Raw genomic sequence first — 15,383 nt, 5'->3', positions numbered from 1 at the left:
CGGATCACATCCTCTTCCAACTTCCTGTTGACTGAATCCGGAGAAACAAAATGGCAGCAAAAGACGTAGTTTTCGGCGGCGAAGCCCGCGCTCGCATGGTCGAAGGCGTGAACATCCTCGCCAACGCCGTCAAGGTGACGCTGGGCCCGAAGGGCCGCAACGTGGTGCTCGAGCGCTCCTTCGGCGCCCCCACCGTGACCAAGGACGGCGTGTCCGTGGCCAAGGAAATCGAACTGAAGGACAAGCTGCAGAACATGGGCGCCCAGCTCGTGAAGGAAGTGGCTTCCAAGACCAGCGACAACGCCGGTGACGGCACGACCACCGCCACGGTGCTGGCCCAGGCCATCGTGCGCGAAGGCTCCAAGTACGTGGCCGCCGGCCTGAACCCGATGGACCTCAAGCGCGGCATCGACAAGGCCGTGACGGCCCTGGTCGCCGAGCTGAAGAAGGCTTCCAAGGCCACGACGACCTCCAAGGAAATCGCCCAGGTGGGTTCGATCTCCGCCAACTCCGACGAATCCATCGGCAAGATCATTGCCGACGCCATGGACAAGGTCGGCAAGGAAGGCGTGATCACCGTGGAAGACGGCAAGAGCCTGGACAACGAGCTGGATGTCGTGGAAGGCATGCAGTTCGACCGCGGCTACCTGTCGCCCTACTTCATCAACAACCCCGAAAAGCAGGCCGCCCTGCTGGACAACCCCTTCGTGCTGCTGTTCGACAAGAAGATCAGCAACATCCGTGACCTGCTGCCCACGCTGGAGCAGGTCGCCAAGGCCGGCCGTCCGCTGCTGATCATCGCCGAGGAAGTCGAGGGCGAAGCCCTGGCGACCCTGGTGGTGAACACCATCCGCGGCATCCTGAAGGTCGTGGCCGTGAAGGCGCCTGGCTTCGGCGACCGCCGCAAGGCCATGCTGGAAGACATCGCCATCCTGACGGGCGGCAAGGTGATCGCCGAGGAAGTGGGCCTGACGCTCGAGAAGGTGACCCTGGCCGACCTGGGCCAGGCCAAGCGCATCGAAGTGGGCAAGGAAAACACCACCATCATCGACGGCGCAGGCGCTGCCGCTGACATCGAAGCCCGCGTGAAGCAGATCCGCATCCAGATCGAGGAAGCCACCAGCGACTACGACCGCGAGAAGCTGCAGGAGCGCGTGGCCAAGCTGGCCGGCGGCGTGGCCGTGATCAAGGTCGGCGCTGCCACCGAAGTCGAGATGAAGGAAAAGAAGGCACGCGTGGAAGACGCGCTGCACGCCACCCGCGCTGCCGTGGAAGAAGGCATCGTGGCCGGCGGTGGCGTGGCCCTGCTGCGCGCCAAGCAGGCTGCTGGCGACATCAAGGGTGACAACCCCGATCAAGACGCCGGCATCAAGCTGATCCTGAAGGCGATCGAAGCGCCCCTGCGCGAGATCGTGGCCAACGCCGGTGGCGAGCCGTCCGTGGTGGTCAATGCCGTGCTGAACGGCAAGGGCAACTACGGCTTCAACGCCGCCAACGACACCTACGGCGACATGCTCGAAATGGGCATCCTGGACCCGACGAAGGTGACCCGCACGGCCCTGCAGAACGCCGCTTCCGTGGCTTCGCTGCTGCTGACGACCGAAGCCATGGTGGCCGAGGCTCCGAAGGACGATGCACCGGCTCCCGCGATGCCCGACATGGGCGGCATGGGTGGCATGGGCATGTAATTGCGGCCCGGGCGGCGGCGGACGCGGAAGCGATTTCCGCCCCCGACGCCGCCAGCTGCTCCGCCCCAGGGCGGAAAGCAAAAAAGCCCGCAGGCTTCACGGCCTGCGGGCTTTTCCTTTTGGGGGTATCGTTCAGCGACGGCCCTGGGCGAGCCGCGCCATCAACCCGGCGGTGGAGCCGTCCAACCCTGCCGTATCGCCCGAAGACAGGCGCGGCTCCAGGTCCTTGGCCAGCACCTTGCCCAGCTCCACGCCCCACTGGTCGAAGCTGTTGATGCCCCAGAGCGCGCCGCTCACGAAGACGCGGTGCTCGTAGAGCGCGATCAGCGCACCCAGCGATGCGGGGTCGAGCCGGTCGAGCACCAGGAAGGTGCTGGGCCGGTTGCCCGTGAAGCGGCGGTGGCCGTCGTCGCTCTGCTTGCCGTGCATCAGCGCCTTGGCCTGCGCGAGCGCATTCGCCACGAGGCGGGGGTGCTGTTCCGGCAGGCCGCGCCCGGGCTCGCGCATCACGATGAACTCCACCGGCACGATGTCCGGACCCTGGTGGATCATCTGGAAGAAGGCATGCTGGCCATTGGTGCCGGGCTCACCCCAGACCACCGGCGAGGTGGCGAAGGGCAGCGTGTCCCCTTGCGCATCCACGCCCTTGCCGTTGCTCTCCATCTCCAGCTGCTGCAGGTAGGCCGGCAGCCGGCGCAGCGCATGGCTGTAGGGGGCCACGCTGCGCGTCGCGAAACCGTGGAAGTTGCGGTACCAGACGTCCAGCAGCCCCAGGCGCACCGGCAGGTTGCGCTCCAGCGGCGCGGTTCGGAAGTGCTCGTCCATCGCATGCGCGCCGGCCAGCAGGCTACGGAAGCCCTCGGCGCCGATGGCGATCGCGATCGGCAGGCCGATGGCCGACCAGAGCGAATAGCGCCCGCCCACCCAGTCCCAGAAGCCGAAGGTGGTGTCGATGCCGAAGGCGGACGCCGCCTCGATGTTCGTGGTGAGCGCGGCGAAATGCCGTCCCACCGCTGCTTCGCCGCCGCCCTGCTGCAGGAACCACGCGCGCGCGGCGTGCGCGTTGGTCATCGTCTCCGCCGTGGTGAAGGTCTTGGAGGCGATCAGGAACAGCGTGTTCTGCGGCCGCAGCTCGGGCAGCACGCTGCCCAGCTCGGCCCCGTCGACGTTGGAGACGAAGTGCAGGCGCTTGCCCGGATGGCGCAGGTCGTCCAGCGCCTTGGTCACCATCGAAGGCCCGAGGTCCGAGCCGCCGATGCCGATGTTGACGATGTCGGTGATGGTGCCGTCGGCCCGCACGCGTTCGGCGAAGTCCAGCATCGCCTGCAGCGTGGCGTGCACGTCGCGCAGGCCGTCGGTGACCAGTGCCGGCGCGCCGGGGCCCGAAGCCCCACGCGCCGCGGCGGGCTCGCGCAGCAGCCAGTGCATGACGGCGCGCTGCTCGGTATGGTTGATGGCCTCTCCCGCGAACATCGCGTCGCGCCAGCCCTCCAGCCCGCAGTCGCGCGCCAGTTGCAGCAGCAGGGCTTCCGTGCCCGCGTCGATGCGGTTCTTGGACAGATCGGCGAAGACGTGGGGCGCTTCCTGGCTGAAACGGCCGAAGCGCTGCGGATCGGCCGCAAACGCCTCACGCATATCGAAGGTGCGGCCGGCGGCCTCGTAGTGCGCCTGCAGTGCGGCCCAGGCGGCGGTGCGGTCGCAGCGCACGCGGGCGGGAACGGGCATCGTCATGGCGGTCATCCCCGTCATGCCGCCAGCACCATCTGTTCCAGCTTGGCCGCGTCGGCCGCGAAGGCGCGGATGCCCTCGGCCAGCTTCTCGGTGGCCATGGCGTCGGCGTTGAGCGCGTAGCGGAAGCCCGGTTCGTCGTACTGCACGGGCTGCAGTTCGAGGTCCTTGGCGGATGCCGGGTCGAGCGCGCGCTCCAGGGGTGCTTCGGACGCCGCCAGCTGGGCGAGCAGTTCCGGCGCGATGGTGAGCAGGTCGCAGCCGGCGAGCGCCGTGATCTGGCCGATGTTGCGGAAGCTCGCGCCCATGACCTCGGTGCGGATGCCGAAGTGCTTGTAGTACTGGTAGATCTGGCGCACCGACTGCACGCCCGGGTCGTTGGCGCCGGCCATCGCGGCCTCGTCCCACTGGGCGCCAGCCTGCTTCTTGTACCAGTCGTAGATGCGGCCCACGAAGGGCGAGATCAGCTGCACCCGGGCGGCGCCGCAGGCCACGGCCTGCACGGGCGAGAACAGCAGCGTGAGGTTGGTGTGGATGCCGCGCTCTTCCAGGATGCGCGCGGCTTCGATGCCTTCCCAGGTGGCGGCGATCTTGATGAGCACGCGGGCAGTGTCCACGCCTTCGGCGCGGTAGAGGTCAATGATGCGCTCGCCGCGCGTCACGGTGGCCATGGTGTCGAAGGACAGGCGCGCGTCCACTTCGGTCGACACGCGCCCGGGGATCAGCGAGAGGATCTCGCAGCCGAAGCGCACGATGAGCCGGTCCATGATCTCGTCGAGCGCGCGGCCGCGCCAGCGCTCCACTGATTCCTGCAGCAGGGGGGCGTAGTCGGCCTTCTGGACGGCCTTGAGGATCAGGGACGGATTGGTGGTCGCGTCCTGGGGGCGGTACGCGCCGAGCTGGCGGAAGTCGCCCGTGTCGGCCACCACGGTGGTGACCTGCTTGAGGGCGTCGAGTTGGTTCATGCAATCCTCCGGGTGGTTGGGGGCGGTCGCGGTGGACTGCCGTGCCCTGGTAAGAAAGGGCCCGGAACCGCGCGCTGCGCCACCGGCGAGTGTAGGGGGGATGTAACCGCGAACCCTGTCAGCCGGCACCCCGACGTGAAACTCGGTAACATGCCGCCACGGCCGCGCGGGTGCCACCCGCGCTGTCACGGTTTTCGTTTTCCATCCATCACACCTTCAGACTTCGGGAGCGCGGCGGCAATGAGTTTCGATCTGGTCCTGTTCGGCGGCACGGGCGATCTGGCGTGGCGCAAATTGCTGCCCGCCCTCTTCCAGGCGTTCCGGCACGGCTCGCTGCCGGCGGACGGCCGCATCATCGGCGTGGCGCGCGACGACCTGAGCGACGCGGCCTACCGGGAACTCATCGCCAGCCGGTTCGCCGCGGTGGAAGGGGACAAGCGGCCCAGCGCCGAGGAGTTCGAGCGCTTCGCCGCGCTGCTCCATTTCCAGCGCATGGACCTCTCCAAGCCCGCCGACTATGCCGCGCTGGCCGCGCGCCTCGGCGAGCGGCAGGCCGACACCGTGGTGATGTACCTCGCGACCGCGCCGGGCCTCTTCACCACGGCCTGCGAGCAACTGGGTGCCGCGGGCCTCGCCACGCCGCACACGCGGGTGGTGCTGGAAAAGCCCCTGGGCCACGACCTGGCCTCCAACCGCGCCATCAACGCCGCCGTGCGCCGCGTGTTCGACGAAGAGCAGATCTTCCGCATCGACCACTACCTGGGCAAGCCGTCGGTGCAGAACCTGCTGGCGCTGCGCTTCGGCAACGCCCTGTTCGAGCCGCTCTGGCGCCGCGAGACCGTGGCCAGCATCGAGATCACCATGGCCGAGAAGCTCGGCGTCGAAAAGCGCGGCGCCTTCTACGACGGCACGGGCGCGCTGCGCGACATGGTGCAGAACCACGCACTGCAGCTGCTCTGCGCCATCGGCATGGAGCCGCCCATCAACGCCCATGCCGACGCCATCCGTGACGAGAAGCTCAAGGTGCTGCGCTCGCTGGTGCCCTGGACCCCGGCCACGCTGTCGCGGGACGTGGTGCGCGGCCAGTACACCGCCGGCTCGCTGGGCGGCGAGCGCGTGCGCGGCTATGCCGAGGAAGACGGCGTGCCCGCGGACAGCCGCACGGAGACCTTCGTGGCGCTGCGCACCGAAATCGCCAACTGGCGCTGGGCGGGCGTGCCGTTCTACGTCCGCACCGGCAAGCGGCTGGCCTCGCACGAGGCGCACATCGCCATCAACTTCCGGCCCACGCCGCACGCCATCTACCGCACGCCGCTGGGCAGCGCCAACCGCCTCGTGATCCACCTGCAGCCGCGCGACGGCGTGGCGCTGCACCTCTTCGCCGCGGGCCAGGAAAAGCGCGGCATGCGCATCTCGGAAGTGCAGGCCCTGGCCCCCGTCCACCTGGACCTGGACTTCGAGCAGCGCTTCGGCACGGAGCGGGTGGGCGCCTACGAACGCCTGCTGCTCGACGTGATCGCCGGGCGGCTGAACCTCTTCGTGCGCGCCGACGAGCAGGAAGCGGCGTGGCGCTGGGTCGAGCCCATCATGCAATCCTGGCGCGACTCGGAAGACGGCCCACGGCCCTACGCCGCCGGCAGCTGGGGGCCCAGTGCCGCGAGCGCCATGGTGGCGCGCGAGGGGCATAGCTGGATGGAGGAGTCTTGAAACACCCCCCTGAGCGGCTGCGCCGCATCCCCCCGCTCTCGCCGTGCTGCGCACGGCGGGCAGGGGGACGACGCCGGTGGCCCGGCAAAGCCGGTTCCACGGCGTCTGCTGGCGTGGCCTGCTCCGCGGCCATTCGACGGGTGAGGCCGCGCCAGTTTCACGGGCTATGGGCAGTGGCACTCATCCAGTGCCCTCCAGCCTTCGCACGGGACTGCTGACATGCTCGAGCGCATCACCGCCTCACTGCCTTCGCTGGCCCCCGCCGAACAGCGGGTGGGCCAGCTGGTGCTGCAGGACGCGCGTGCGTTCGCGCGGCTGCCGGTGCGGGAGCTGGCGGCGCGGGCGGGGGTGAGCAAGCCCACGGTGGTGCGCTTTTGCCGCAGCATGGGGTACGACGGGCTGGCCGACTTCAAGCTCAAGCTCGCGGGCAGCGTGAGCGAGGGCGTGCCGTTCATCCACCGCAGCGTGGACGCCGACGACAAGACCGGCGACGTGCTCGTGAAGGTCGTGGACAACGCCGTCGCCGCATTCCTGCAGTACCGCAACGCGGCGAGCACCAAGGCCATCGAGCAGGCCGCGCAGGCGATCGCAGCCACCTGGCAGACAGGCCGGCGCATCGAGTTCTACGGCGCCGGCAACTCGGGCATCGTGGCGCAGGACGCGCAGCACAAGTTCTTCCGGCTGGGCGTGACCAGCCTCGCGACCAGCGATGGACACATGCAGGTCATGAGCGCGACCCTGCTGGGACCGGGCGACTGCGTGGTGATCGTCTCCAACTCCGGGCGTACGCGCGACCTCATGGACGCGACCGACATCGCCCGCAGGAACGGCGCCACCACCATCGCCATCACCGCCAGCGGCTCGCCCCTGGCCAGCGCCTGCCACATCCATCTGGCGGCGGACCATCCAGAGGGATACGACCGCTACAGCCCGATGGTCTCCCGCCTGCTGCACCTGCTCATCATCGACGTGCTCGCCACCTGCGTGGCGCTGCGCATCGGCGAGCCGCTGCAGCCCCGCCTGCAGCAGATGAAGGACAACCTGCGGGCCAAGCGCTACACCTGAACGAAGCGCCACCGCGCGGTCCCTCGACCACGCGGCTCCATCCCGCCCGCCACGGGCAATCCACCTGCCGATCGCAGGCAATGAACCGGCCCCATGTGGAGAGCGGTCCTGAAGTCCGCGGCCGCTTACCTCAGGCCGCCGCCGCCGCGATCCGGCGTCCACCATCCCGGAGCGGGGCGCAGGCGCATGCCTGCCACCCACGCATCGTGCCTTCCCAGTGCCTGAGCACCGGCGAAGCGTTTCCGCGCCCAAGCCTGACCGGTTGACCGAGATCTGCTGCTGCACACCGGCTGGACGCACCGGATGGCCTGAAGTGGTCAGTAATATTTTTATCACTTTAAAATTGAGGGCAAATTTCCTACTCGACCGTTGATGCACCTCACTTTTTCATGGAGCGGAAAGCATTAAAAACGATACAAACACGCGAGACTGCGCTAAGATTGATAAATATGATCTAGCAACATGTACCAAGGGAGTTCATCCATGCAAATCCTTCGACAAGTCAAGATCGGCACGCGGCTGGCATTGGGGTTCGGCGCCCTGCTGGCCTTGCTGCTCGGCCTGGGGCTGTTCGGCATCATTCAGATCCGGAACATCAACTACCACGCCAATGAGCTCGGAACCCGCTGGTTGCCCAGTGTCCGAGCCATCGGTGAAGTGCGGGCCGTGCTGAACAGCGGCCGGCGGGCCAGCTTGCGGCGTCTGCTGGAAGCCAGCGCCGACGGCCGCCAGCGGCAACTGGCAAGCCAGAATGCGCTGATGGACGAGCAATTGCCACGCAACATCGCCATCTACGAAAAGATGATTTCCTCGCCCGAAGAGCAGAGGCTCTTCAACGTCTTCCGCGCGCAGTTGGACAACTACCGCATCCTCGAACGGCGCCTCGTGTCACTGCTGGACGAAGGCGGTGCGTCGACCGCCGCGGCCAGCACTCTCGCGACCGGCGATTCCGCCAAGCTGTTCGCCGACCTCACCGAGCCGCTGACCCAATTGGTGAAGCTGAACGAGGAACGCGGCGCCGCCGCGGCCGCCGCCGCGAGCGCCGGATACGACCACGCCATCCTGGTCTTCAGCGTACTCATCGCCTTCTCGCTCTTCTGCGGCCTGGCATTGGCCGTCGTGGTGACGCGCTCCATCACCCAGCCACTGGCCACCGGGGTTTCCGTCGCTTCGGCCGTGGCCCAGGGCGATCTCACGTCCTCGTTCCACATCCAGGGCAGGGACGAACCCGCGGCACTGCTGCAGGCCCTGCAGCACATGAACGGCCAACTCGTGTCCATGGTCGGGCAGGTACGCGACAGCAGCGAGAGCATCGCCACCGGCGCGGCCGAGATCGCGATGGGCAATGCGGACCTGAGCCAGCGCACCGAACAGCAGGCCAGCAGCCTGGAGGAAACCGCGGCATCGATGGAGGAATTGAGCAGCACCGTGAAGACCAATTCCGACACGGCACGGGAAGCCAACCAGCTCGCTGCCCTTGCCACCCAGGCGGCGGAACAGGGCGGCACCATCGTCGGGAACGTGGTGGCCACCATGAAGACCATCGCGGCCTCGTCGAACAAGATCGCGGACATCACGAGCGTCATCGATTCCATCGCCTTCCAGACCAACATCCTGGCGCTGAACGCGGCCGTCGAAGCGGCGCGCGCCGGCGAGCAGGGCCGGGGCTTCGCCGTGGTGGCGAGCGAAGTGCGCACGCTGGCGCAGCGCTCCTCCCAGGCCGCCAAGGAAATCAAGGACCTCATCACGGACAGCGTGGCGAAGGTGGACAACGGCAGCCAGCTGGCCGGCGAAGCGGGCCGCAGCATGGACGAAATCGTGGCCCAGGTGCGCCAGGTCGGCACCCTGATCAGCGAGATCGCCAACGCCTCGGCAGAGCAGAGCAGCGGCATCAGCCAGGTGGGAGAAGCCGTGAATCACCTGGACCAGGTGACGCAGCAGAACGCCGCGCTGGTGGAGCAAAGCGCCGCCGCGGCCGCCAGCCTGCGGGCGCAGTCGGAGCAGCTCAACACGCTGGTGGCGGTTTTCAAGCTGCAGGCCCAGGCCTCGCCTGCGGCAACGGGATGGGGTGCCCACAGCCCGGCCAGGGCGCGTGCGCACCTGCCGGCACTGGCGGCCGCCTGACCGGCCCCGGCAGTTCGCTATTCAGGCCACGGCAGCGGATGCCAGGGGAATCCGCCCCTCCTCGATCCCATGGCACGCCACGCGCGTGCCGCCGTCATCGATGAGCTGCGGGCGCTCGGTGCGGCAGCGGTCATTCGCATAGGGGCAGCGCGGATTGAACGCGCAGCCGGACGGCGGATTGAGCGGGTTCGGCACCTCGCCCTGCACGGGCGTGCGGGCGCGGCCCGTGTCGTGCATCTTCGGGATCGCATCCAGCAGCATGCGGGTGTAGGGATGGCGCGGCGCAGCGAAGAGTTCGCGCTTGTCCGCCAGCTCCACGAGGCGTCCCAGGTACATCACGCCCACCTGGTCGCTCACGTGGCGCACCACCGCGAGGTTGTGGCTGATGAACAGGTACGTGAGGTTCCGCTCGCGCTGCAGGTCCTTCATGATGTTGAGCACCTGCGCCTGCACGGACACGTCCAGCGCCGACGTGGGTTCGTCGCAGACGAGGAACTCGGGCTCGGTGGCCAGCGCCCGCGCGATCGAGATGCGCTGCCGCTGCCCGCCGGAGAACTGGTGCGGGTACTTGGCCATGTCCAGCGGCGAGAGGCCGACGGACTGCAGCAGCTCGCCCACGCGCTGCCGCAGCTGGGCCTTGTCGGTGATGAGGCCATGCTCGCTCAGCGGCTCGCCGATGATGTCCTCCACGATCCAGCGCGGGTTCAGGCTCGCGTACGGGTCCTGGAAGATCATCTGGATGCGCTGGCGCATGGTGCGCGCGTCGCGGCCCTTGAAGGCGGCATGGGCGTCCTGCCCGTCGAAGGTGAGGCCGCCGCGCGTAGGCTCGTACAGGCCCACGAGCAGGCGCGCCACCGTGCTCTTGCCACAGCCGGATTCGCCGACCAGCGCGAGGGTCCTGCCCTTCTCGATGGTGAAGCTCACGCCGTCCACCGCATGCAGCAGCGTGCGCGGCTTGCGCTCCAATACGCGGTTGAGCCACGGCGCGGAGACATCGAAGGTCTTGGCGAGGTCATGCGCCTGCACCAGCGGCGCGGTGGCGGTCACGGTGGCGTCGTTCTTCGGGGGAGTGTGCGCGTTTTCGCTCATGACACGGCTTCCTGGATGGCGGCGGACGCGTTCGGCACGGCGGCATGCAGCCAGCACGCGGCGCGGGTCGGCCCGGCGGGCAGCAGCTCCGGCCGCTCCTCGCGGCAGCGGTCGAAGGCATGCGGGCAACGCGGATTGAAGGCGCAGCCCCGGGGAATGGCGTTGAGTCGCGGCATGGCGCCGTCGATCTGGTTCAGGCGCTCGCGGTCCTGCTCCATGTCGGGAATGGAGGCCATCAGGCCCGCCGTGTAGGGGTGCGCGGGATGGTTGATCACCTCGTGCACCGGCCCGATCTCGGCCACGCGGCCCGCGTACAGCACGGCGACGCGGTCGCAGGTTTCCGCGATCACCCCCATGTCGTGCGTGATGAGCATCACCGCCGCGCCGCGCGATTTGCAGATGTTCTTCAGCAACTGGATGATCTGCGCCTGGATGGAAACGTCGAGTGCCGTCGTGGGCTCGTCGGCCACGATGAGCTGGGGCTCGGCCGCCAGCGCCAGGGCGATCACCACGCGCTGCCGCATGCCGCCCGAGAACTGGTGCGGATAGTGGTCCACCCGCTGCTCCGCCGCGGGAATGCCCGTGTCCTTCAGCAACTGGATCGCGCGGCGGCGCGCCTCGGCGGCGTTCACCGGCAGGTGCGTCTGGATCGTCTCGGTAAGCTGCTGGCCCACGGTGTAGAGCGGGTTCAGCGACGTGAGCGGATCCTGGAAAATGGCCCCGATGCGCCGCCCGCGCACGTGCCGCATCTTGTGCGGCGGCAGATCGTCGATGCGCTCGCCCTGCAGCACGATGCGCCCGCCCGCCACGCGGCCCGGCGGCTCCAGCAGGCCGATGATGGCCGCCCCGGTCAGGGACTTGCCCGCACCGGACTCGCCCACCACGCCCAGGATCTCGCCCGGCGCGATCGAAAAGGAAATATCGTCCAGCGCCCGCAGCGTCCCGCGGCGGCCCGGAAATTCGACGACGAGGTTCTCGACTTCAAGAAGGGACATGGCAAACCATCCATCCGTTATGCATTGCGCTTCGGCACGGCGCTCGAAACTGGCGCGGCCCGACCTGTGGCCGCGGAGCAGGCCACGCCAGCAGACGCCGCGGAACTGGCTTCGCCAGGCCGCTGGCGTCGTCCCCCTGCCCGCCGCGCGCAGCGCGGCGAGAGCGGGGGGAAGCAGCGCAGCCGCTCAGGGGGGCGTGCTCCATTTCTAGCGGAGGCGGGGGTTCAGCGCATCGCGCAGCCAATCCCCCAGCAGGTTCACGGAGAGCGCGATCAGCACCAGCATCACGCCCGGGAACACCGTGATCCACCATTCGCCCGAGAACAGATAGTCGTTGCCGATGCGGATCAGCGTGCCGAGCGACGGCGAAGTGGGCGGCGCGCCCACTCCCAGGAAGGACAGCGTGGCCTCGGTGATGATGGCCGTCGCCACCTGGATCGTGGCCAGCACCATCACCGGGCCGAGCACATTGGGCAGCACATGGCGGCGCATGATGCGCAGGGACGACACGCCCGTCACGCGGGCCGCCTGCACGTATTCCTTGTTGCGCTCCACCAGGGTGGACCCGCGCACGGTGCGTGCGTACTGCACCCAGCCCGTGAGCGAGATGGAGAGGATCAGCACCCCGAAGGCCAGCGACTCGTGCGCGTTCGGGAACACCGCGCGCCCCACGCCGGCGATCAGCAGCGCCACGAGAATCGCGGGAAAGGACAGCATCACGTCGCACAGGCGCATGAGCACCGCGTCGATCCAGCCGCCCTTGAAGCCCGCCAGCAGCCCGAGCGCCACCCCCACCACCACCGACAGCGCGACGGATGCCAGGCCGACGATGAGCGAAATGCGCGCGCCATAGATCAGCGCCGAGAGAATGTCGCGCCCCTGGTCGTCCGTGCCGAACGGGTACTTCCAGGAGCCTCCGTCGCTCCACGCCGGCGGCAGCCGGGCATCGCTCAATTCGAGCGTGGTGAGATCGAACGGATTGTGCGGCGCCACCCAGCCCGCGAACAGCGAGCAGAACACGCACACCACCGCGATCGCCGCGGCGCCGATGGCGACGGGCGAAGTGCGGAAGCTGTAGCCGACATCGCTGTCGAACCATCGGAAAAGCGTTTTTTTCATCGTGCGATTCGGGAAAAGCGTGGAGCGGAACGGCATCTCCACGCGGACGGAACGGATCAGGGCATCACTTCGCGAGGCTCATCCACTTGAACGGCATGAAGTTGTCGGCCATCTGCACCAGCGCCACCTTGCGCGACACGCCCCAGGCCAGGGCCTGCTGGTGCAGCGGGATGTGGCCCACGTCGGCCGCATGGATCTCGAAGGCTTCGCGGATCATCGCGTCGCGCCGGGCCTTGTCGACCTCCGACTGCACCTGCCGCGTGAGCTGGTCCACCTTGGGATTGCAGTACCCGCCCAGGTTGAACTGCCCGGCGCCCTTGTCGTCCACGCAGGCCATCAGCGCAGTCATCGCGTTGTGCGCGTCGTAGGTGGCGGGCATCCAGCCCAGCATGTAGAAGCTGGTATCCCGCCGCAGCACCCTGGGGAAGTACGTGCCCTTGGTTTCCGCCTGCAGGTTCACCTTCACGCCGATGCGCGCGAGGTTGGCGGCCACTGCCTGGCAGATGCGCGCGTCATTCACGTAGCGGTCGTTGGGGCAGTTCATGCCCACCTCGAAGCCGTTGGGGTAGCCGGCTTCGGCCAGCAGCTTCTTCGCGGCATCCGTGTCGTAGGGAAGGCGCTTGATATCCGCCTGGAAACCGTTCACGCCCGGCCCCACCAGCAGCGCCGACGGATTGGAGGCGCCGCGCATCACCGTCTTGCGGATGCCCTCGATGTCGATGGCCTGGTAGAAGGCCTGGCGCACGCGCTTGTCCTTGAACGGGTTTTTGCCCTTCACGCTGGAATACAGCAGCTCGTCGCGCTTCTGGTCCATGCCCAGGAAGATGGTGCGCAGCTCGGGCCCGGTCACTGCGCGCGTGAGCGGACTCGTGTTCACGCGCTCGATGTCCTGCACCGGCACGGGCTCCATGACGTCCACCTGGCCCGACAGCAGCGCCGCGACGCGGGTGGCGTCGTTGCCGATGGGGGTGAACACCACCTCGGACACGTTGCCTTCGATGGCCCCCCAGTACTGCGCGTTGCGCGTGAACACGGTACGCACGCCGGGCTGGCGCTCGCGCAGCCGGAACGGCCCCGTGCCGTTGGCCCGGAACGACGCCGCGTTCTCCACGCCCCTGCGCCGATCCACCGGCTCCGTGGCGTGGTTCGTCTCGCACCACTTGCGCGACATCATGTACACGAGCGTGAGCACATCGGGCAGGATGGGGTACGGAGCTTTGGTCTCGATCTCGACGGTGTAGTCGTCCACCTTGCGCACTTCCTTGAAGTCGTTGGTGTACGTCTTCATGTCCGAACTCCCGGCCTGCGTGCGTGCCAGCGAAAACAGCACGTCGTCCGCGGTGAACGGAGTGCCGTCGTGGAAAAGCACGCCACGCCGCAGTTCGAAGCGCCACACCGTGGGAGAGAGCTGTGCCCAGCGCGTGGCCAGCGCCGGCGCCAGGCTCAGGTCCTTGTTGCGGCCCACGAGCGGCTCATAGATATTGCCGGTCACGCTGAGCTGCAGGCTCTCGTTCAGGGAATGCGGATCCATCGACAGCGCGTCGCCCTGGTTGGCGACCCGGATGGTCTGCGCGCCCGCCATGCAGGCCGCCGCGATCAGGGAGGCGCCGAAGGCGGCGCGCAATGCCGTGCGTGGGAAATTCATCGTCATACCTCAGACCGCTGCCAGCGGCATGGCCTGCTCGACCAGGCCCGCGTGCAGCGCGGCGCCCAGGGGCAGGATCTCGTCGTTGAAGTCGTACCGGCTGTTGTGCAGCGCGCTGTGGCCGGGCCCGGTGCCCTGCCCGATGCGCAGGTAGGCGCCCGGCTTGCTCTGCAGCATGAAGGAGAAGTCTTCCGCGCCCATGCTGGGCTCCAGGTCGCGCACCACGTTCTCGGCCCCGACGATCGACACTGCCACGTCGCCCGCGAACTGCGCGTCGCTTTCGGTGTTGATGGTCGCGGGGTAGATGCGTTCGTAGCGCACGGAGGCCGTGGCGCCGAAGCCCAGCGCCACCGCGCTGCACAGGTCCTTGAGGCGCTGCTCGATCATCTCCTGCACCGCGGGCGAGAACGTGCGCACCGTGCCCACCAGCGTGGCCGTGCCGGGCAGCACGCTGAAGGCCCCGAGGTCGCCCGCCTGCATGGCGCAGAGGCTGATCACCGCGCTGTCGAGCGGGCGCACGTTGCGCGAGACGATGCCCTGCACCGCGGTGATGATGTGCGCGGCCACGAGCACCACGTCCACCGTCTGGTACGGGTGCGCACCATGTCCGCCGCGGCCGGTGATCTCGATGGTGATGCGGTCGGCCGATGCCATCATCGCCCCGGAATTGAGTCCGATGGTGCCCGGCTGCATGGCCGGCCAGTTGTGCATGGCATAGACCGACTGCACGGGAAAGCGCTCGAACAGGCCGTCCTCGATCATCACGCGCGCACCGCCGAAGCCCTCCTCGCCGGGCTGGAAGATGAGCACGGCCGTGCCGTCGAAATGGCGCGTGGCGGCGAGGTAGCGCGCGGCCCCCACCAGCATGGCCGTGTGGCCGTCGTGACCGCAGCCGTGCATGAGTCCGGGTTTGCAGGACTTCCAGGTGAACTCGTTCTGCTCCGACATGGGCAGGGCGTCCATGTCGGCGCGCAGGCCGATCATGCTGCCGCTGGAACGGCTGCGCCCGTGGATCACCGCCACGATGCCGGTACGGCCGATGCCGTCGTGGATCTCGTCCACCCCGCAGACCTTGAGCGCCTCCTTCACGCGGGAGCCCGTATAGACCTCTTCGAAACCCAGTTCGGGATGGGCATGCAGGTCGCGGCGGAACGCGGTCAGCTCGGGGTGGAACTGGGCGATGTGGGCGAAGGCGCGGCCGCCGGCCCGCAGGCGGGGCGGCGCGGACAGTGCCGGCTTGGCTGCTGCGACCGCCATG

11 protein-coding genes are annotated in these 15,383 nt (G+C 68.3%); 4 read left to right on the top strand and 7 right to left on the bottom strand.

Annotation, left to right across the window (positions count from 1 at the left end):
- Nucleotides 1-50 precede the first annotated feature (50 nt).
- Nucleotides 51-1,688 (top strand): chaperonin GroEL, encoded by a 1,638-nt coding sequence (gene groL, locus BLR99_RS02270; protein ID WP_011794101.1) that lies wholly within the window; start codon nucleotides 51-53, stop codon nucleotides 1,686-1,688.
- 132 nt (nucleotides 1,689-1,820) lie between these two features.
- On the opposite strand, the gene pgi is transcribed toward groL, so the two are convergent.
- Complete coding sequence (gene pgi, locus BLR99_RS02265) at nucleotides 1,821-3,419, bottom strand: glucose-6-phosphate isomerase (RefSeq protein ID WP_011794100.1); 1,599 nt, start codon at nucleotides 3,417-3,419, stop codon at nucleotides 1,821-1,823.
- 14 nt (nucleotides 3,420-3,433) lie between these two features.
- The gene (gene tal, locus BLR99_RS02260) at nucleotides 3,434-4,381 is read right to left on the bottom strand and encodes a transaldolase (RefSeq protein ID WP_011794099.1); all 948 of its coding nucleotides are present in this window, start codon (nucleotides 4,379-4,381) and stop codon (nucleotides 3,434-3,436) included.
- 240 nt (nucleotides 4,382-4,621) lie between these two features.
- On the opposite strand from tal, the gene zwf reads away from it, so the two are divergent.
- From zwf to BLR99_RS02245, 3 genes are all read left to right on the top strand, one after another.
- Nucleotides 4,622-6,088: a glucose-6-phosphate dehydrogenase gene (gene zwf, locus BLR99_RS02255; protein ID WP_011794098.1), complete on the top strand. Its 1,467-nt coding sequence runs from the start codon at nucleotides 4,622-4,624 to the stop codon at nucleotides 6,086-6,088.
- A 219-nt stretch (nucleotides 6,089-6,307) separates the two neighbouring features.
- Nucleotides 6,308-7,153, top strand: coding sequence for a MurR/RpiR family transcriptional regulator (locus BLR99_RS02250; RefSeq protein WP_011794097.1), 846 nt, complete (start codon nucleotides 6,308-6,310; stop codon nucleotides 7,151-7,153).
- A gap of 483 nt (nucleotides 7,154-7,636) precedes the next feature.
- Entirely contained in the window at nucleotides 7,637-9,277 is a 1,641-nt protein-coding gene (locus tag BLR99_RS02245) for a methyl-accepting chemotaxis protein (protein ID WP_046060424.1), read from the top strand.
- Between the two features lie 21 nt (nucleotides 9,278-9,298).
- Here BLR99_RS02245 and BLR99_RS02240 read toward each other — a convergent pair whose 3' ends face one another.
- The 5 genes from BLR99_RS02240 to BLR99_RS02220 all read right to left on the bottom strand — a co-directional run bounded on the left by BLR99_RS02240 (nucleotide 9,299) and on the right by BLR99_RS02220 (nucleotide 15,382).
- Entirely contained in the window at nucleotides 9,299-10,366 is a 1,068-nt protein-coding gene (locus BLR99_RS02240; protein ID WP_017439821.1) for an ABC transporter ATP-binding protein, read from the bottom strand.
- Nucleotides 10,363-11,361, bottom strand: a complete 999-nt coding sequence (locus BLR99_RS02235) for an ABC transporter ATP-binding protein (RefSeq protein ID WP_011794094.1) — start codon at nucleotides 11,359-11,361, stop codon at nucleotides 10,363-10,365. Before BLR99_RS02235 ends, BLR99_RS02240 begins: the two co-directional genes overlap by 4 nt.
- Before the next feature lie 207 nt (nucleotides 11,362-11,568).
- The gene (locus tag BLR99_RS02230; RefSeq protein ID WP_061855783.1) at nucleotides 11,569-12,480 is read right to left on the bottom strand and encodes an ABC transporter permease; all 912 of its coding nucleotides are present in this window, start codon (nucleotides 12,478-12,480) and stop codon (nucleotides 11,569-11,571) included.
- 64 nt (nucleotides 12,481-12,544) lie between these two features.
- A complete protein-coding gene (locus BLR99_RS02225; RefSeq protein ID WP_011794092.1) occupies nucleotides 12,545-14,125 on the bottom strand; it encodes an ABC transporter substrate-binding protein in 1,581 nt (526 codons plus the stop codon).
- 9 nt (nucleotides 14,126-14,134) lie between these two features.
- Nucleotides 14,135-15,382: a M20 aminoacylase family protein gene (locus BLR99_RS02220; RefSeq protein ID WP_011794091.1), complete on the bottom strand. Its 1,248-nt coding sequence runs from the start codon at nucleotides 15,380-15,382 to the stop codon at nucleotides 14,135-14,137.
- Between the last annotated feature and the right edge of the window lies 1 nt (nucleotide 15,383).

Origin of the sequence: Paracidovorax citrulli, assembly GCF_900100305.1 — a bacterium.
GTDB lineage: Bacteria > Pseudomonadota > Gammaproteobacteria > Burkholderiales > Burkholderiaceae_C > Paracidovorax > Paracidovorax citrulli.
This window is presented reverse-complemented; position numbering and strand designations above follow the sequence as displayed.